Genomic DNA, 16,368 nt, shown 5'->3' on the forward strand with positions numbered 1-16,368 from the left:
GAAAACATAATGCAGATGTCAGATATTCCCTTCGGCACCACCGACTGGTCCGAGGTCGAACCGACCGTCCATAAGGGCGATACCGGCCACTCCACCTGGCGGACCCGTAATTTCGGGCAGATCCGGGTGCGCATGGTCGAGCATTCGCCGGAATATCTGGCCGACCACTGGTGCGAAAAGGGCCATATCCTTCTGTGCCTGGAAGGCGAAATGACCACCGAACTTGCAGATGGACGCGTCTTCACGCTGACGCCCGGCATGAGCTATCAGGTCGCGGACAAGGCCGAGCCGCACCGCACGTATTCAAAGATCGGCGCGAAGCTTTTCATCGTCGACTGACGCGCTTCGCACCGACACGCTGCCTGCCCTTACAGCTTTGAAATGACCGCCTCGACGCCCTTCGACGAGGCGGTTTCCGCATCGCGCTCGATGATCGCCGGAACGATATCGTCGATCTCGGAGATGACCAGCGGCTGAACCAGATGGGCGCGGTGGATGAAGCCCTGTTCGCGCATATGGGTGACGAGCGACAGCATCGGGTCCCAGAAGCCGCCGATATTGGCAAACACCATCGGCTTTTCATGGCGGCCGAGCTGGCCCCAGGTCATGATCTCGACAATCTCCTCCAGCGTGCCGATGCCGCCGGGAAGCGTGACGAAGGCGTCGGAACGCTCGAACATCTTGTGCTTGCGCTCATGCATGTCCTTGGTGATGATCAGCTCGTTCAGCTGGCCGAGCGAATGGCGCGTCGCTTCCATATCGACGAGAAAGTCCGGAATGATGCCGGTCACCTCGCCGCCATGGGCGAGAACGCCTGCGGCCACGGCCCCCATGATGCCCTTCGTGCCGCCGCCATAGACGAGGCGGATGCCGTTGGCGGCCAGCGATTTTCCAAGTGCGCGCCCAGCTTCGATATAGGCCGGGTCACGGCCGGGCTGGGAACCGCAATAGACGCAGATGGATTTGATCGACAAGGTTTTCTCCCTCAGGCATTTCAACAGGCGAATCCACGCGGCCAGACTTGGCCGCGTCGCGCAGAATTGACGGGAAAACGCCTGTAGAGCAAGGCTTTATGACGCTAAAAGCTTGGCAAGACACGGGGAAGAGTTTAATCGGTATGGTAGCGAAACCCCCTGCCTAAAGAGGCAATGCCCGATGAAGAACCGTGCCGGCTGGCTCGCCCTGATTGTACTTGCCATAGCATCGCTGCTGATGATCTTCGTCGTCATGCCGAGGATCAACCAGGACGGAAAGCCGATCGGCGAGGCGATCACCGCCGCCGGCAACGCCGTCAAGGATGCCGTGACCGAGGGCAATGCCCCGCAAGCCGGCAGCCCGCAGGAGACCGCCAAGGCCGACCCGCAGGCGACCTCCCCCGCGGCTCCGCAGGCAACCACACCTTCCGCTCCGCAGGCCGGCGCTGCGGCCGCACCATCGACAGGTGCCGCCGCAGCCCCGCAGCCCTCCTCCGAGACCGCCGCAACCGATACGCCGACCTTCGACGTGTTGCGCGTAGAGCCGGACGGCTCGGCCGTCATTGCCGGCCATGCGGCGCCCGGTTCCTCGCTTGAAATCACAAACGGCGCCAATGTCGTCGCCAAGCTCGAAGTCGGCCCGAGCGGCGATTTCGCCGCCGTTCTCGACAATCCGCTGCCGGCCGGCGACCACCAGCTGGTGCTGAAGGCAACCGGCAAGGACGGCAAGGTGGCGACGTCGGAAGAGATCGCCACGGTCTCGGTACCCGCAGACCGCAATGGTCAGCTGCTTGCCATGGTGACGAAGCCCGGCAAGGCAAGCCGCATCATCGCCGCGCCGCAGGATGGCGCAGGTCAGGCGACCGCACCTGCAGCCCAGGCAGCGACATCTCAGCCGGACACGGCAACGACGGCACCGGCGGGCGCACCCGCCGCCACGACTGGCGGTGCGTCCGGCGAAATCGCATCGGCGCCGGCAGCTGCCGCTTCGACAGCCACGGCACAGCCGACGACCACCAGCGAATTGCAGATATCGGCCGTCGAGATCGAAGGCTCGAAAATCTTCATCGCCGGCGTTACCCGCTCGGGCCGCCAGGTGCGCGGCTCGGCGGACGGCTCCGTCGTCGGTCAGGCGCAGGCCGGCCAGGACGGTCACTTCGTCATCGACGGCAATGCGAACCTGACGGTCGGCGATCACCGCATCGCGGTCGAGGCGCTCGGTGCGAACGGCCAGGTTCTGGTGCGCGTCGAGGTGCCGTTCAACCGTCCGGCCGGTGATCAGGTCGCCGCCATCGCCTCGCCTTCGCCGGCAAGCCCGGCCACATCCATCGACGGCGGCGCGTTCGACAATCTGCGCGGCGAAGTCGCCAAGGCCTTCTCGCTGCTCAGGGGTCTCTATGACGCCGGCAAGGTGCCGACGCTGGAGACGATGGCCGCGGCCCGCTCGGCGACCGGTATCGCCCTGCAATCGCTCTCCGAATATCGCCTGCCTACCGGCGCATCGATCAATGCGACTGAGACCGTCGTTGCGACCGCACGCCATGCCGGCGCGGCCCGTCAGGCACTCGATGCCCTGCCCCGCGATGTCGCAGCCGTCGGCGCCGCGCTCGAAAACCTGACCAAGCTGATCAGCGAGGCCATCGGCCCGGCACTGGCGCAGCAATTCGGTGGTGCACCTGCAATCGCCTCGGCCACGGCCGGCAATGGCGGCGCACGCACGATCGAACAGGCGCCGCTGACACAGAGCCAGCGTAGCTCCGTCATCATCCGTCGCGGCGACACACTGTGGCAGATCGCCCGGCGCGCCTATGGTCAGGGCGTACGCTACACGACGATCTATCTCGCCAACGAGGCGCAGATCGCCAATCCGGACGTAATCCAGCCCGGCCAGATCTTCGGCGTGCCGGAGGATTTCAGGCCGGATTCGGAAGAGCTGCATCGCGAGCGGTTGCAGCACAACAGGTCCTGACCGAATCTCGACATCAGCCATTCTTTGCGGCCGGCGGTTCCAGACGAACCGCCGGCCGCTTGCATTTTCAGCCCCTTGTGGAATTCCGAGCAACCATCAGCTTCACACAGGTTTCGGCACCCGAGCTCGACGCATTGGGAGAACCGAGTCGCATCGACATAAGTCGATATCACCTTGCGAGGTCCATATGGTTTCCAGCATCAATTCCGTCCGCATCTGGACGCAGCAGACGGCCCTAAAGGCCTTTAACGAAGCCTCTACCAATAGCGGCAACGATACAACGCGTTCGGCCGTCGCCAGTCTGGCCGACATGCTCTATGCCGATATCGGCGGTGCCGACGAGGAAGAAGATACCGCGCTTTCCAACCTGATTTCGTCCCTGCAGCAGCAGGCGATGACCGGCGGCACCAATCTCGAGGTGGTGGATGACGGCGCGATCGAGGACATCAGCTCGAATGCCTTCATGAAGGCCCTGGAGCAGAAGATCGACAGCCTGGCTGCAAGCGGAGATACAAGCGAGATGGCTGAGGCGATGCTTGCCGCGCTGGCCGATGGCCGGCTGACGGTGACCGATGTCGAGGCCGGGGAGCAGATCGTCGGGCGCGAAGTTTCCGCAAAACCGCAGGAGGCCGCGGCTTCGCCGGCAACGGAAGCAGAGGATGCCAGCCAGATCGCCTCGGTGGCGACATCGGACTGGAGCACCTATCTGCGCGACCACCTGCTGCGCGATCCTTACGGAAAATATGTCCGCAACGACGACAGCAGCCACAAGGACAAGGTGACGGGCGCCAGTTCCTATTTCGGCATGATCGGTGAGACCTATTACTACCTCTCGTGGACGCCGGCGAAGGATGCCACCACCGGCGAACCGTCCAAGGCGTAAATATCCCGGCAGTTTGCAGCTTTCGGCCTCGCACAAGCCTTCTGCGCATTGCATCGCCGTGCTTCCCCGCCTATGTGCCGGGTGGCGCCTTCTGATGCGCGCCCGGAGTTATGCATGGCAGAGAAGAAGAAAATCGTTTCGGCGGATACCGGCAATCCGCTCGGAACGCTCGTCAACCTGTGGCCCTATATGTGGCCTGTCGGGCGAGCGGACCTTAAAGCGCGTGTGCTATGGGCAACCTTCTTCCTCCTGATCGCCAAACTTGTGCTTCTGTCGGTTCCCTATTTCTTCAAATGGGCGACAGATGCCCTGAACGGCAAGTTCGACCTTGCCGGCACCGTGGCCGGTCTGCTGCCAGCCTTCCTGCTCGGCGCGGTGGCACTTGTCGTCGCCTATAATTTCACCCGTATTCTGCAGGTCGGCCTCAACCAGCTGCGTGATGCGCTGTTTGCCTCGGTCGGCCAGCATGCGGTGCGCCAGCTCGCGGCGAAGACCTTCGTGCACATGCACCAGCTGTCGCTACGCTTCCATCTGGAGCGCAAGACCGGCGGGCTGTCGCGCATCATCGAACGCGGCACGAAGGGTATCGAGACGATCGTCCGCTTCACGATCCTCAATTCGGTGCCGACGCTGATCGAGTTCGTGCTGACCGCCATCATCTTCTGGGCAGCCTACGGCTTCGCCTATCTGGCGGTGACCGCCGTCACGGTCGCGGCCTATATCTGGTTCACCATCAAGGCCAGCGACTGGCGCATTGCCATCCGCCGGACGATGAACGACAGCGATACAGACGCCAATACCAAGGCGATCGATTCGCTGCTCAACTTCGAAACGGTGAAATATTTCGGCAACGAGGAGATGGAGGCCAAGCGCTTCGACGCCTCCATGGCGAAATACGAGAAGGCAGCGACCGAAGTGTGGACCTCGCTCGGCTGGCTCAACTTCGGCCAGGGCGTCATCTTCGGCCTCGGCCAGGCGGCAATCATGATCATGTCGGCGCTGGCCGTGCAGCGCGGCGAACAGACGATCGGCGACTTCGTCTTCGTCAATGCATTGCTTATGCAGCTGTCGATCCCGCTCAACTTCATCGGTTTCGTCTACCGCGAAATCCGCCAGGGGCTGACCGATATCGAGCAGATGTTCGATCTTCTGGAGGTTGAGGCGGAAGTGACCGACCGGCCGGATGCGAAGGCATTGGCGCTGGCTCCGAACGCGGCGGAAAAGGGTGCCATCGTCTTCAAGGACGTGCGCTTTGCCTACGATCCGGAGCGGCCTATCCTCAAGGGCGTCTCCTTCGAGGTGCCGGCGGGCAAGACGGTTGCCATCGTCGGGCCTTCGGGTGCGGGGAAATCGACCATTTCCCGGCTGCTCTACCGCTTCTACGATATCCAGAGCGGCTCGATCACCATCGACGGGCAGGATGTGCGCGACGTGACGCAGAAGTCGCTGCGCGCTGCAATCGGCATGGTGCCGCAGGATACGGTCCTGTTCAACGACACGGTCGCCTATAACATCCGCTACGGCCGGCCGGCCGCGAGCGAGACCGAAGTACAGGCTGCCGCCGAAATCGCCCAGATCGACGGCTTCATCAAGCAGTTGCCGGCCGGATACCAGACGATGGTCGGCGAACGCGGCCTGAAGCTTTCTGGCGGCGAGAAGCAGCGCGTGGCGATCGCCCGCACGATCCTCAAGGCGCCGCCTATCCTCATCCTCGACGAGGCAACTTCGGCGCTCGACACGACGACGGAACACGAAATCCAGTCGGCGCTCGACAAGGTTTCGGAAAACCGCACGACACTGGTCATCGCCCACCGGCTTTCGACCGTCATCGGCGCGGACGAGATCATCGTGCTGCGTGCCGGCGAGATCGCCGAACGCGGCACCCATGCGGGCCTGCTTGCGGCAGACGGGCTTTACGCCTCGATGTGGAACCGCCAGCGCGAGGCGACGCAGGCCGAAGAACATCTGCGCCAGGTGCGCGAAAGCGACGATCTCGGCGTCGTCACGCGCGGCACGCCGGCGGCTGAATAAATAACAAGGGGACAGGAAACATGGCCAAGAAGAAAATCGACATGAACCGCTACCGCAACAAGCGCATGCTCATCCTCGGCAGCGTCGCGATCATCTATATGCTGGTCCTGACCTTCTGGGGATCGCCCCTGCTCGCCTTCACCACCTGGATGGGATGGGTCGATCCGGCCAAGGTCTGAAGCCCGAGCAGACCGACCGGTGCGGCCTGGCAACCGGGCCGCTGGTACGGATGAATTCAGGATTGCTGGTTCTCAGCAGAAAAGACATGGCTCGCTCGCCCTCGGCATCATCCCCGTCGGGACAATGTCGGGCGACGGCGCGGGCTGGCTTTTGGCAGCTAGAACCTGCGCGATGCCGGCCACCGGATGCCTTGCTGGTGATGCATTGACAAGGCCTTGCGAGGCGGCGGTGAGAAACCGCTCGAATTCGACGGCGGAAATGCCATCTGCCTCACGCAACAGCGCGATCATCGGGTCGGAAAGCACGTCGTTCAGGGTCAGTTCGCTTTGCATGGCTTGGCTCCTTGACCAAAACCTCTACACGCTGCGGACTACAGACAGATTGCAAAACTGCGGCCGAAACGGGGCATTTGCCATACGGCAGATGCGCGTCTGAGGCGAAAAATGCGCGGAGAAAGGCTGTAGCTCAATCAGCCGCACGTCGGATCGGTGGACCCTAAGCCCGCCATCGATCATGGTCGGGCTTGTATCAGGGGCAATGCGGAAGGACGCATGCCTAGGCTCGTCACCATCTCGTACCGGCTAATGCCGGGAGGACTTGAAACGATTGCGGGCGCGGTAGCGCCGTTGGCTCCATACCGCATAGACAACCGCCGCGATGACGATCGCCGCTCCGGGTACGCATCCGAATACATCCATTCAACGCCCTTCCATTCCGGGGTCAAGCGAGACCAGTGGTTATTTAACCAAGGTTTTTGCAAAGAATAAACCCGGCATGCCGCTTTGACTTTGATATAAGTCAGGCCCTACTGCCCCAGCCATATGAAAGTTATGTGAAATCGCCCGGTTTTTAGACGTTTTGGGCGGATTTTCGCCAAAATGACTAACGGATGCTTGCCCGAGCGGGACCTTATCCACAACCCCGGCCTGTAACGGTTGCGAGAGGATGGCTGCAGAAGACCACAGCCATCCCGTTCAATTCGAACGCGAATCGCTCAGAGGGCGATCTTGAGTGAGGCGCAGATCGACAGTTTGGTGGCCTGGAACCGTTCGGCACGTTCCGTCAGTTCCTCCACATTGCCCTTGGCACCCTCGATCGGCTTGCCGTCCTTCAACAGCTTGTAGCCCTGCGGCGCAAGAATGGACCAGGCAAAGCCCGGCCAGCTGGCAGGTTCCTTGTGGCCTTCCGAGATCGCCAGAAGGAAGAGCTGCTCGAAACGGTCGAATTCGACGCCGCCGCCGGTAACCGGGGACGCGAGAAACTGCAGGTCGTCGCTTTCTTCCGAACGGCGGCAGACGGCGCGGTTGAAGGCCTGGCAGGCAACCAGACGCTCGTCCTCGCCCTCTTCGGGCAGGCAGGGCTGCAGGCAGCGCGCGCCGACGAGCACGATCAGCGCACGGCTGAGCTGATCCCAGCTGACGGCAGCTCCGACAGTCGGCTCGCCCAGCAGCTGGCGAACCGTCTTCGGTCCACTGGCAAAGGCGTCGAGGATCGGCTTGTAGATATGCTCGTAGAGCTCGGTGGCGCCGCGACGCCCCTTGACCGTGGTCGAGACCTGATCGCGCTGCGTCGACAGGGCGAAGCGCGTATCGAGCCAGACCGCAACGCTGCTGCGAAAGGTATGAGGCAGCGCGCCCTTGATGAAGATGTCGGAGCGGAACTGCTCGTTGACGACAAAATCGCGCAGGCCTTCGCGGCGCACGGGATCGGTCTCCTGGTTGAGGAAGGCCAACTGTTCGTCGGTCAGCGATATTTCGTCGACATGGTCGAGAAGATTGACCGATCCGACGTGGTTGAGCTTGGCGGCCGAAAGCTCGGCTGCGACATCCTCGAAGTAGAATGGCGTCCAGTCGCGGTTGAAATATTCATGCGCCAGATAATTGCGCGACATCGGCATCATGGCCGTCAAACGCGCCGGCAAGGCGGCGTTGTGAAGGAAATAGCCGGCATTGGCCTTCATCATGCCTTCGGCATAATTCAGCGCCTCGCCGATACGCTCGGAAATCGGACCGCCGGTTCGTCCGGCATGATCGACCAGAATGCGGCGCAGCGGCATGGCTGCGGCCCAGCCCGGAAGGGTGTTGAAGCTGACATAGACGATGCCGCCGGGCTTCAGCCTGGTGCGGATGAAATCGACCACCTGCCGGCGTGCTTCCTCCGAGATCCAGCTGTAGATGCCGTGCAGCGCGATAATGTCGAAACCTTCCGCCGGCAGCGTCGGCTCATCGGCCAGCTCGGCGAAGGAATGCTCATAGAAATGAGCATTGGTAAGCGCGGCATCCTTTGCCAGCGCCTTTGCTCCGACGATATGCGCCGGGTTGAAGTCATTCGCATAGAACTGGATGCCGGGGTTGGCGGCGGCCAGAAGATTGACGGAGAAGCCCTGTCCGCAGCCCAGTTCGCAATAGTTCAATCCATCCAGCGACGGGCCGAACTTGCGGCCCTTCGAGAGGGCCGACAGCGCCATCATAGTGGGTGTCAATCCGCGATAAAATCCATGCGTGTAATCTAGGCCGTCAACATAGCCGGATGTCCAATGGCTCAAAGTATATCTCTTCAGCTTGCGTGCGGCCCGAAACGCCGCCCGGTTGATGGGTCTCCCGGAAAATTCCTTAACGGCGATCGCCGCGATTCGTCAGTCGCCCGCGGCGCCATCCCTTGCCAAACTTAGGCCTCCAACGGTCACATCAGCGTGTTCATCGGGGATAACGCCGCAGCAAATACCGACATTGGTCACTTCCACATGCGCAACCATTTGCCGAAAAATCGGTTTTTCTGTAGTCAGTGCCGGATCGACATTCAGGAGAAACCCTTGATCAACCTCTTCGACACCATCCGCAACACGCTCGTGCCGATCCACAAGGAAGGCTATGTCTTCGTTGCGATCTTCTTCGTCGTATCCTTGATCCTTGGCTATTTCGCCGAACCGCTGTTCTGGATCGGCCTCGTGCTGACGCTGTGGTGCGCCTATTTCTTTCGTGACCCCGAGCGCATGGTGCCGCAGGACGACGACCTGATCGTCAGCCCCGCAGACGGCCGCATCAGCCATGTCGCCATGGTCGTGCCGCCTGTCGAGCTCGGTCTCGGCAACGAGCCGATGCTGCGCATCTCGGTCTTCATGAATGTCTTCGACTGCCATATCAACCGCGCGCCGGTAAAGGGCGAGGTCAAGGTCATCGAGTATCGCGAAGGCCAGTTCGTCAATGCCGAACTCGACAAGGCAAGCTCCGATAACGAGCGCAACGGCCTCGTCATCGAAAGCCGCCACGGCAAGGTGGGCGTCGTGCAGATCGCCGGTCTCGTCGCCCGCCGCATCGTCTGCTGGGTCAAGCCCGGCGAGCCGGTCAATGCCGGCGAACGCTTCGGCCTCATCCGCTTCGGTTCGCGCCTCGACGTGTTCGTGCCGGAAGGCGGCCAGCCGCGCGTAACGATCGGCCAGCGCGCCGTCGGCGGCGAAACGGTGCTTGCCGAATTCGGCTCGACCAAGGGCCCGGCCCTCGGCCGCCGTATCTGACGCATAACAGGAGGAAAAGAGCATGGATGTCCCCCCGACCGAGCCGAACCGCCCGACCGACGAGGCTCGCGGACCGCGCCTGAGGGAAATCCCGATCCGGCTGATGGTGCCGAACCTGATCACGGTTCTCGCCATCTGCGCCGGCCTGACGGGCATCCGGCTCGCCTTCGAAGGGCGCTACGAGCTGGCCGTTGCCATGGTGCTGCTGGCGGCCTTCCTCGACGGGATAGACGGGCGGATCGCCCGTCTTCTCAAGGCCACGTCGAAATTCGGCGTGCAGATGGATTCGCTCGCCGACATCATCAATTTCGGCGTCGCCCCTGCCCTCGTCTCCTATGCCTTCCTGCTCGATGGCGCGAAATCGCTGGGCTGGATCGCAGCGCTTCTTTACGCAATCGCCGCCGGGCTGCGTCTGGCGCGTTTCAACGTGATGGAAGACCGCGGCATCAAGGCGCCTTGGCAATCTGAATTCTTCGTCGGCGTGCCCGCTCCGATGGGTGCGATGCTGATGCTTTTGCCGGTCTATCTCGGATTCCTCGGCGTAGAGCCGACGCCGTTCTTCGTCTATGCCAGCGTGGCCTACACGCTGCTGATCGGCTATCTGCTCGTCTCGCGCCTGCCGGTGTGGTCGGGCAAGTCGAGCAAGATCCGCCGCGACCTGATGTTCCCGATCCTGCTTCTCGTCGTCGCCTATGTGGCGCTGCTGATGAGCTTTACCTGGGAAGTGCTGTCGATCACCGTGATCGCCTATCTTTGCGTACTGCCGTTCAGTGCAAGGGCATGGCATCGCCGCTACGGCACGATCACCATAGAAGACGACACGACGCCGCTCTGAGCGGCTTGCGAAACCCTGCTGCAACGCACTGAATTTGCTGCGTTGCAGCCACAGCCTGCGGCAAGTTGTCCCGCGTAGACTGACCTCATCGAAAACCTCGGAATAAGCCTTTATTCCGCCTCTATTGCCGGTGAATTGCCGGCGCCCGCAAAAAGCGGGTGGGGATTCCATGAGGACGAGACCGTGAGCGACAACGCAAAGACCAGCAAGACCGAACCCAAGCCGGACATGACCGCGCACTACCGCCCGATCGGGCTGAAGGCGGTTGCCGCCGCCGCGATGATGCTGAAGCGCAAGCCGAAGCTCGCCCCGATCCGTTAATTACGCCGTCAACTGGCGGAAAGCTGGCTCACGCCGCTCCACAGAAGACCGAGCGCCAATGCGCTCATGACAAGGCCGATCAGGCCGTCGAGCACCCGCCATGCGGCGGGTCTGGCAAAGACCGGCGCCAGAAGACGGGCGCCGTAGCCGAGACCGAAGAACCAGACAAACGAGGCGACCATGGCGCCCGCCCCGTAGGCGGTGCGGTCACTCCCCTGATACTTTGCCGAAAGACTGCCGAGCAGTACCACCGTATCGAGATAGACATGCGGGTTGAGAAAGGTGAAGGCAAGGCAGGTCAGCACCGCCGCCTTCAACGGCAGCCCCTCCGGTGAGCCGGCGACCATGGCAACCGGACTTGCTGCCCGCCTGAAGGCAAGCGCCGCATAACTTCCCAGAAAGATCGCGCCGCCGAAGGTGACGAGCAGGATCAGCGTTTTCGACTGCGAAATGAGCGTGCCCATGCCGGCAACGCCGGCGGCGATCAGCAATGCATCCGACAACGCGCAGATGAGGCAGAGCACGAAGACGTGCCGACGCATCAGCCCCTGGCGCAGGATGAACGCATTCTGCGCGCCGATCGCGATGATCAGCGAGCCGCCAAGGGCAAAGCCGGACAGTCCGGCGGACAGGATGTTCATGGTATGGAGAATTCCGGGACAGAAAACGGGCGGGGTGGCGGGAGACGGTGGATCAGAACAGCGACATCTGGGATGTGTCCTTGCCGGGTTTCGGCGGCTTGTCCTCAGGTGTCGCCACCGCCACCGGCTTTTGCACGTCCGGCCCCATGTTGGAAACCTTGTTGACCAGATCCGACACCGGGATCGCCTCGAAGAAATCGTCCTCGACAGGTTTCAGGAGATCGGCCACTTGGCGCGGCTCCTGCGTCTTGCATTCGAGCCAGCGGTCGAAATCGTTCGGGCGGATGATGACCGGCATGCGATCATGAATGCCGCGAATGGCACGGTTGGCCTTGGTGGTCATGATCGCCGCCGTATCGACCTCGGAGCCGTCGCCCGATGTGTAGGTCTCCAGCAATCCTGCAAAGGCGATGACGCCGCCGTCCTTCGGCCTGATCCAGTAGGTCTGCGACCGCTCACCGCTTTCCTTGGGCGGCCGCTTCCATTCGTAGAAGCCGGAAGCGGGGATCAGCGCACGGCGATGGCGCATGGCGGCCCGAAAAGACGCCTTGTCGATCGCCGTTTCCGAGCGGGCATTGATGAGAAGCGGAAAGTCCCTCATGTCCTTCACCCAGCCGGGGATAAGGCCCCAGCGGGCCAGCAGTGCACGGCGTTCGGGCAGGTTGGAGCCAGGCTGGCGATCCGCCTGCGCCACGACCAGAATCGGCTGCGTCGGCGCGATGTTGAAGCGCGCCGGGAAATCTGGCTCGAAATCGACGACGCTGACGAACTGGAGAATTTCGTCCGGCGTCTGGGTCAGGGCATAGCGTCCGCACATGCGGATCTAGATGGCATCGGCCCGGCAAAGGGTCAAGCAGCCGCGTGCCGACAGATCAGGCGCTGCGCGGGCCGAAGAGGATGACCGCACCGCCGATCAGGCAGATCGCCGCACCCGAAACATCCCAGCGATCCGGCGAGCGGCTTTCGACCAGCCACAGCCAGAGAACCGAAGCAACGATGTAGATCGCACCATAGGCGGCATAGGCCCGCCCCGCCGCTTCCGCCGGCACCAGCGCCAGCGCCCAGGCGAAGGCCGCGAGCGACAGCATGCCCGGCGCCAGCCACCACACCGACTTGTCCAGTTTCAGCCACGCCCAGAAGGCAAAACAGCCAGCGATTTCGGCCAGGGCGGCAAAGGCATAGAGGAGATAGGTTTTCATGGAATCTCTTGCTGATTTGTAGCGTAAAAGCTACATTTCATGGAATGGAGATCAGGGAAACCGAAATCTACGCAAGATGGTTTTCCCGTCTCAGGGACGAACGGGCGAAGGCGCGGATCAATGTGCGTATCCTTGGTCTTTCAATCGGCAATCCGGGCGATGTGAAGCCTGTGGGTGACGGTGTCAGCGAAATGCGGATCGACTATGGTCCGGGCTATCGGATCTACTTCGTCATCCGCGGCGACGTGCTGGTGATACTGCTCTGCGGTGGAACGAAGTCGGGCCAGGCTGCCGACATCGCCCTGGCCAAAACGCTGGCGACCAATTTGGAGAATGAGAGATGACGGCAACGAAGAAATGGGATGTCGTCGAACATCTCGACAGCGACGAGAAGATCGCCCTGTTTCTTGAGGCGGCATTCGAGGATGGCGATCCTTCATTGATCGCAGCAGCAGTCGGGGAAATAGCGCGGGCCCGCGGCATGAGCTGGGTTGCCAAGGAGGCAGGGCTTTCGCGGGAAAATCTCTACCGTTCGCTGAGCGAAGGCGGAAATCCCGAATTCGCCACCATAATCAAGGTCATCCGCGCGATCGGCTATGACCTGACCATCGTCCCGCATGCTGCCGAGTAACGGACCCCGCCCCATGCCCACATCCCCCCAAGCCGCATCCTCCGCCATTCTCGAACGGGATGGCCGTTATCTTCTGATCCGTCGGCTCAATCCGCCTTCCGCCGATCTCTTCGCGTTTCCGGGCGGGCGGGCCGAAGCCGGCGAGACACCGGAGGAGACCGCCATTCGCGAATTCTTCGAGGAAACCGGCATCCGGGCGCGCAATCCCGTTCTCTTCGCCACCTACAACCTCAAGGGCAAGCGGACATCCGCCGGCGAAGATCGGCGGCATTTCTACCTTTCCGTCTTCCGCGTGGAAGCCGATGAGGATGTCGAGGCGGTTGCCGCGGATGATGCCGCCGATCCGGGCTGGTACACGGTTGAGGAAATCCGCGCACTCCCCTGCCCGCCGAGCGTACTCGAATGCGCCGAACGGCTTTCCGCGGCATCGGGCGGCTCACCATGATAGAATGATCTTGGCCGCAGCAGCGCCGAATCAGACATGCGGGTGCGAACACGTTTCGGGCCGAACCAGACAATTCGGGCCGGAGCCTGAACAGAGGAATGCAAGCATTTGAAATCCGCAGCCATCATCGCCCTGCCCCTGTTTGCCGCCCTCACCTTGCCGGTTGCCGCGCAGACGTCGAGAAAACCGGCAGCGGCCGAGCCTGCCGCAACGGCACCCGCCGGCGAATCAAACAAGCCGGCGCCCTATGACGGACAACTGCTCAGGCTTGCCGAAGTGCTCGGATCGATCAGCTACCTGCGCTCGCTTTGCGGTGTTCCACAGGAAGATTGGCGCACATCCATGCGGCAATTGCTGGATGCCGAGGCTGCCAGCGAAGCGGCGCGCCGGGAGCGGTTGACGGCGGCCTACAATCGCGGCTACCGCTCGTTTGCTTCCGTTCACGGCACCTGCACGGCGGCGGCGCGCACCGCCGAGGAGCGCTACCGTCACGAAGGCGCAACACTTGCCAGCGAAATCGCCTCGCGTTTCGGAAATTAGCGGATTATTTACCTCTTTTTCCCTCAGCCCGTGTCGTTTTGATAAAAGGCTGATAAAGTTCTTAACGGCGCAGTAATCAAACCGGTCTTCACCAGCCGGCACCGAGGAAAGTCAGTATGCAGTCAGCCCGCAACGAAATCGATGACATGATCGTTCACGAGAAGATGCAGGTCGCCCTCGAATACCAGAATGATGCCTGGGCAGATGGCCGCGCGGACGGGATCGAACCGGAAATCATCGCCGACGCGGCGCTCGTCTTCGCCATTCGCGAAACGATCCGCCTGCACGGCGAGCAGAATGCCGAGGCGATGCTCGAATCGCTGCGCGAGCGCATCCTGGCAGGCGAGTTCTCTCCAGAACGCAGCATCCAGTAAAAAAGCCGGCTTCCCCATGCGGAACGCAACACTGAACAAGACATTTTCAATCTGGCTGCTGGCATCGGCGGCAACATTCGTCATCGTGCCGAATGCATTGGCGCTGTCCGACGGCCGCCTGACGACTGCTGTCGAAAGCGACGGCATCGTCGATCAGGCGCAGGATGGCGCGCCGCTCGACCAAGCGTTCGAGGGCACGACGCGTCCCGGTCTGGCGCTTGAAAGCGACAGTACACAACAGCCGGCGACAGAGAACGAGGATACCGAAGACGAGGCCCCCGCGACCGACGCCGCGCCGATCGGCACCGCCGAGGCAAAACCCGCCGAACCGGTCAATGCCGAGATCATCCGCGACCTGTCCACACTTCCCGAACCCGTCAAGCAATTGCGCGAGCGGATGGTGGAAGCGGCAGCGTCCGGCGATATAGAGCGGCTGCGCCCGCTGATCGAAGGCACGCTCAAGCCGCCGCAGATCATGAACGGCGAAAGCGACGACCCGATCGATACGCTGAAGAATTTTTCCGGCGACCCCGAAGGCCAGGAAATCCTCGCCATCATGCTCGACATTCTCGCAACCGGTGCCGCCCATCTCGACAAGGGGACGCCGGAAGAGGCCTATGTCTGGCCCTATTTCACCGGCAAGCCGCTTGCGTCTCTCACGCCGCCGGAACGGGTGGAGCTGCTGCGCATCGTCACCGCCGGCGACCTGATGGGCATGGAAGAGACGGGAAATTACAATTTCTACCGCATCGGCATTTCGCCAGACGGCCAGTGGAAATTTATGAACGGCGGCGATTGAGCCAGCTTACCGCACTTTTCCGCCTATCTGACTTGATTGTCAGGCTTGTCCCGAGCATCTGCGACGCCGCAACCGCTTCGACATGGTTGGAGCCTCGGGGCAAGACCGAGGCGATCAGAAGATAGGCCGTGATGGCCGAACCCTTTTCTGTCTACTGCGCCATCGCGATCAGGCGTTCGCTTCCGGGCTGGCGCAGTATATCCATCTTCACATCATAGATGCGCATCAGCGCGTCGGTATCCATGATCTCGTCCGGCGTGCCGTGGGCGATCAGTTTGCCGCCACGCAGCGCGACAATCTCGTCGCAGAAGCGTGCCGCCATGTTGATATCGTGCAGTACCGTAATGATGCTGATGCCCTTCTCGCGGCACAGGTCCTGCGTCAGCGCCAGCACTTCCAGCTGGTGGCCGATATCGAGGGCCGAGATCGGTTCGTCGAGCAGAAGGCAGCTCGCATCCTGGGCCACCAGCATGGCGAGCCAGACGCGCTGGCGCTCGCCGCCCGACAGATTGTCGACCATGCGATCCGCGAACTTGCCGATGCCGGTCAGTTCGATCGCCTCGTCCACCTTGCGCTTGTCTTCCGCACCAAAACGCCCGAGCGCGCCGTGCCAGGGGTAACGGCCGAGCGCCACCAGCTCGCTGACCAGCATGCCGGGTGCTGCCGGCGTGCGCTGCGGCATATAGGCAAGACGGCGGGCGAAATCGCGGTTGGCCCAGTCATCCAGCTTCCTGCCTTCGAAGGTGATCGTGCCGCCGGACGCAAGCTGCTGGCGGCCGAGCAGTTTCAGCAGTGTCGATTTTCCCGAGCCGTTATGGCCGATCAGCGCGATCGAGCGGCCGGACCGAAGGTCCAGCGTCAACGGATGCAGAAGCGTGCGGCCTTCGACCGCGAAAGTCACATCCTTGAGGGCGAGAAGCGGAACGGCAACATCCACGGCGTTTTGTGGGACATTTTGCAGCATTGGGTCTTTCCGTGGAGGCGTATTTTCGAATATGGAGGACGCGGGTCATGTTTGGCCAATTTATCGCA

Annotated in this window: 21 protein-coding genes; 14 read left to right on the top strand and 7 right to left on the bottom strand. The window is 62.1% G+C overall.

Annotation, left to right across the window (positions count from 1 at the left end; all coding sequences use genetic code 11):
* Positions 1 to 9: 9 nt before the first annotated feature.
* Positions 10 to 339: a DHCW motif cupin fold protein gene (locus tag AC0JZ4_RS17820; protein ID WP_471887647.1), complete on the top strand. Its 330-nt coding sequence runs from the start codon at positions 10 to 12 to the stop codon at positions 337 to 339.
* A gap of 29 nt (positions 340 to 368) precedes the next feature.
* Here AC0JZ4_RS17820 and AC0JZ4_RS17825 read toward each other — a convergent pair whose 3' ends face one another.
* Positions 369 to 989 carry an LOG family protein gene (locus tag AC0JZ4_RS17825; protein ID WP_471887932.1) on the bottom strand — a complete coding sequence of 207 codons (621 nt, stop codon included), beginning with the start codon at positions 987 to 989 and terminating at the stop codon, positions 369 to 371.
* A gap of 166 nt (positions 990 to 1,155) precedes the next feature.
* On the opposite strand from AC0JZ4_RS17825, the gene AC0JZ4_RS17830 reads away from it, so the two are divergent.
* The 4 genes from AC0JZ4_RS17830 to AC0JZ4_RS17845 all read left to right on the top strand — a co-directional run bounded on the left by AC0JZ4_RS17830 (position 1,156) and on the right by AC0JZ4_RS17845 (position 6,036).
* Positions 1,156 to 2,943 carry a LysM peptidoglycan-binding domain-containing protein gene (locus AC0JZ4_RS17830; protein WP_471887648.1) on the top strand — a complete coding sequence of 596 codons (1,788 nt, stop codon included), beginning with the start codon at positions 1,156 to 1,158 and terminating at the stop codon, positions 2,941 to 2,943.
* 187 nt (positions 2,944 to 3,130) lie between these two features.
* A complete protein-coding gene (locus AC0JZ4_RS17835; RefSeq protein WP_471887649.1) occupies positions 3,131 to 3,826 on the top strand; it encodes a hypothetical protein in 696 nt (231 codons plus the stop codon).
* Between the two features lie 114 nt (positions 3,827 to 3,940).
* Entirely contained in the window at positions 3,941 to 5,857 is a 1,917-nt protein-coding gene (locus tag AC0JZ4_RS17840; protein ID WP_471887650.1) for an ABCB family ABC transporter ATP-binding protein/permease, read from the top strand.
* 20 nt (positions 5,858 to 5,877) lie between these two features.
* Entirely contained in the window at positions 5,878 to 6,036 is a 159-nt protein-coding gene (locus tag AC0JZ4_RS17845; RefSeq protein ID WP_471887651.1) for a hypothetical protein, read from the top strand.
* Between the two features lie 72 nt (positions 6,037 to 6,108).
* Here the strand turns inward: AC0JZ4_RS17845 and AC0JZ4_RS17850 are convergent, their stop codons facing one another.
* Positions 6,109 to 6,369 carry a hypothetical protein gene (locus AC0JZ4_RS17850; protein ID WP_471887652.1) on the bottom strand — a complete coding sequence of 87 codons (261 nt, stop codon included), beginning with the start codon at positions 6,367 to 6,369 and terminating at the stop codon, positions 6,109 to 6,111.
* Positions 6,370 to 7,031: 662 nt separating this feature from the next.
* Positions 7,032 to 8,519, bottom strand: a complete 1,488-nt coding sequence (locus AC0JZ4_RS17855) for a methyltransferase regulatory domain-containing protein (RefSeq protein ID WP_471887653.1) — start codon at positions 8,517 to 8,519, stop codon at positions 7,032 to 7,034.
* A gap of 333 nt (positions 8,520 to 8,852) precedes the next feature.
* On the opposite strand from AC0JZ4_RS17855, the gene AC0JZ4_RS17860 reads away from it, so the two are divergent.
* The 3 genes from AC0JZ4_RS17860 (at position 8,853) to AC0JZ4_RS17870 (ending at position 10,707) form a co-directional block, all read left to right on the top strand.
* Positions 8,853 to 9,551: a phosphatidylserine decarboxylase gene (locus AC0JZ4_RS17860; RefSeq protein WP_471887933.1), complete on the top strand. Its 699-nt coding sequence runs from the start codon at positions 8,853 to 8,855 to the stop codon at positions 9,549 to 9,551.
* Between the two features lie 22 nt (positions 9,552 to 9,573).
* Positions 9,574 to 10,386: a CDP-alcohol phosphatidyltransferase family protein gene (locus tag AC0JZ4_RS17865; protein ID WP_471887654.1), complete on the top strand. Its 813-nt coding sequence runs from the start codon at positions 9,574 to 9,576 to the stop codon at positions 10,384 to 10,386.
* A gap of 183 nt (positions 10,387 to 10,569) precedes the next feature.
* Positions 10,570 to 10,707, top strand: coding sequence for a hypothetical protein (locus AC0JZ4_RS17870; RefSeq protein ID WP_471887655.1), 138 nt, complete (start codon positions 10,570 to 10,572; stop codon positions 10,705 to 10,707).
* An 8-nt stretch (positions 10,708 to 10,715) separates the two neighbouring features.
* Here AC0JZ4_RS17870 and AC0JZ4_RS17875 read toward each other — a convergent pair whose 3' ends face one another.
* From AC0JZ4_RS17875 to AC0JZ4_RS17885, 3 genes are read right to left on the bottom strand one after another with little or no spacing between them, the layout of a single operon-like run.
* Positions 10,716 to 11,342 carry a LysE/ArgO family amino acid transporter gene (locus AC0JZ4_RS17875; RefSeq protein ID WP_471887934.1) on the bottom strand — a complete coding sequence of 209 codons (627 nt, stop codon included), beginning with the start codon at positions 11,340 to 11,342 and terminating at the stop codon, positions 10,716 to 10,718.
* A gap of 58 nt (positions 11,343 to 11,400) precedes the next feature.
* The gene (locus tag AC0JZ4_RS17880; RefSeq protein ID WP_471887656.1) at positions 11,401 to 12,165 is read right to left on the bottom strand and encodes an SOS response-associated peptidase; all 765 of its coding nucleotides are present in this window, start codon (positions 12,163 to 12,165) and stop codon (positions 11,401 to 11,403) included.
* Positions 12,166 to 12,220: 55 nt separating this feature from the next.
* Complete coding sequence (locus AC0JZ4_RS17885) at positions 12,221 to 12,547, bottom strand: YnfA family protein (protein ID WP_471887657.1); 327 nt, start codon at positions 12,545 to 12,547, stop codon at positions 12,221 to 12,223.
* A 44-nt stretch (positions 12,548 to 12,591) separates the two neighbouring features.
* Here AC0JZ4_RS17885 and AC0JZ4_RS17890 point away from each other — a divergent pair, with 44 nt between their 5' ends.
* The 6 genes from AC0JZ4_RS17890 to AC0JZ4_RS17915 all read left to right on the top strand — a co-directional run bounded on the left by AC0JZ4_RS17890 (position 12,592) and on the right by AC0JZ4_RS17915 (position 15,336).
* Positions 12,592 to 12,891 carry a type II toxin-antitoxin system RelE/ParE family toxin gene (locus tag AC0JZ4_RS17890; protein WP_471887658.1) on the top strand — a complete coding sequence of 100 codons (300 nt, stop codon included), beginning with the start codon at positions 12,592 to 12,594 and terminating at the stop codon, positions 12,889 to 12,891.
* Positions 12,888 to 13,178 carry an addiction module antidote protein gene (locus AC0JZ4_RS17895; protein WP_471887659.1) on the top strand — a complete coding sequence of 97 codons (291 nt, stop codon included), beginning with the start codon at positions 12,888 to 12,890 and terminating at the stop codon, positions 13,176 to 13,178. The genes AC0JZ4_RS17890 and AC0JZ4_RS17895 overlap by 4 nt, the downstream gene beginning before the upstream one ends.
* Before the next feature lie 13 nt (positions 13,179 to 13,191).
* Positions 13,192 to 13,623, top strand: a complete 432-nt coding sequence (locus AC0JZ4_RS17900; protein ID WP_471887660.1) for an NUDIX hydrolase — start codon at positions 13,192 to 13,194, stop codon at positions 13,621 to 13,623.
* A 108-nt stretch (positions 13,624 to 13,731) separates the two neighbouring features.
* Positions 13,732 to 14,163, top strand: coding sequence for a TIGR02301 family protein (locus tag AC0JZ4_RS17905; protein WP_471887661.1), 432 nt, complete (start codon positions 13,732 to 13,734; stop codon positions 14,161 to 14,163).
* 116 nt (positions 14,164 to 14,279) lie between these two features.
* Positions 14,280 to 14,537: a hypothetical protein gene (locus AC0JZ4_RS17910; protein WP_471887662.1), complete on the top strand. Its 258-nt coding sequence runs from the start codon at positions 14,280 to 14,282 to the stop codon at positions 14,535 to 14,537.
* 16 nt (positions 14,538 to 14,553) lie between these two features.
* Positions 14,554 to 15,336: a hypothetical protein gene (locus tag AC0JZ4_RS17915; protein ID WP_471887663.1), complete on the top strand. Its 783-nt coding sequence runs from the start codon at positions 14,554 to 14,556 to the stop codon at positions 15,334 to 15,336.
* 151 nt (positions 15,337 to 15,487) lie between these two features.
* On the opposite strand, the gene AC0JZ4_RS17920 is transcribed toward AC0JZ4_RS17915, so the two are convergent.
* Entirely contained in the window at positions 15,488 to 16,300 is an 813-nt protein-coding gene (locus AC0JZ4_RS17920; RefSeq protein WP_471887664.1) for an ATP-binding cassette domain-containing protein, read from the bottom strand.
* Positions 16,301 to 16,368: the final 68 nt, after the last annotated feature.

The sequence above is a fragment of the [Rhizobium] kunmingense genome (assembly GCF_977018605.1).

Bases quoted from the DNA above. Each gene is read 5' to 3' on its own strand.
- AC0JZ4_RS17835 (WP_471887649.1), top strand. From the start codon at position 3,131: ATGGTTTCCAGCATCAATTCCGTCCGCATCTGGACGCAGCAGACGGCC.
- AC0JZ4_RS17900 (WP_471887660.1), top strand. From the start codon at position 13,192: ATGCCCACATCCCCCCAAGCCGCATCCTCCGCCATTCTCGAACGGGAT.
- AC0JZ4_RS17895 (WP_471887659.1), top strand. From the start codon at position 12,888: ATGACGGCAACGAAGAAATGGGATGTCGTCGAACATCTCGACAGCGAC.
- AC0JZ4_RS17915 (WP_471887663.1), top strand. From the start codon at position 14,554: ATGCGGAACGCAACACTGAACAAGACATTTTCAATCTGGCTGCTGGCA.
- AC0JZ4_RS17880 (WP_471887656.1), bottom strand. From the start codon at position 12,165: ATGTGCGGACGCTATGCCCTGACCCAGACGCCGGACGAAATTCTCCAG.
- AC0JZ4_RS17920 (WP_471887664.1), bottom strand. From the start codon at position 16,300: ATGCTGCAAAATGTCCCACAAAACGCCGTGGATGTTGCCGTTCCGCTT.
- AC0JZ4_RS17820 (WP_471887647.1), top strand. From the start codon at position 10: ATGCAGATGTCAGATATTCCCTTCGGCACCACCGACTGGTCCGAGGTC.
- AC0JZ4_RS17910 (WP_471887662.1), top strand. From the start codon at position 14,280: ATGCAGTCAGCCCGCAACGAAATCGATGACATGATCGTTCACGAGAAG.
- AC0JZ4_RS17840 (WP_471887650.1), top strand. From the start codon at position 3,941: ATGGCAGAGAAGAAGAAAATCGTTTCGGCGGATACCGGCAATCCGCTC.
- AC0JZ4_RS17890 (WP_471887658.1), top strand. From the start codon at position 12,592: ATGGAGATCAGGGAAACCGAAATCTACGCAAGATGGTTTTCCCGTCTC.
- AC0JZ4_RS17830 (WP_471887648.1), top strand. From the start codon at position 1,156: ATGAAGAACCGTGCCGGCTGGCTCGCCCTGATTGTACTTGCCATAGCA.
- AC0JZ4_RS17845 (WP_471887651.1), top strand. From the start codon at position 5,878: ATGGCCAAGAAGAAAATCGACATGAACCGCTACCGCAACAAGCGCATG.
- AC0JZ4_RS17850 (WP_471887652.1), bottom strand. From the start codon at position 6,369: ATGCAAAGCGAACTGACCCTGAACGACGTGCTTTCCGACCCGATGATC.
- AC0JZ4_RS17885 (WP_471887657.1), bottom strand. From the start codon at position 12,547: ATGAAAACCTATCTCCTCTATGCCTTTGCCGCCCTGGCCGAAATCGCT.
- AC0JZ4_RS17865 (WP_471887654.1), top strand. From the start codon at position 9,574: ATGGATGTCCCCCCGACCGAGCCGAACCGCCCGACCGACGAGGCTCGC.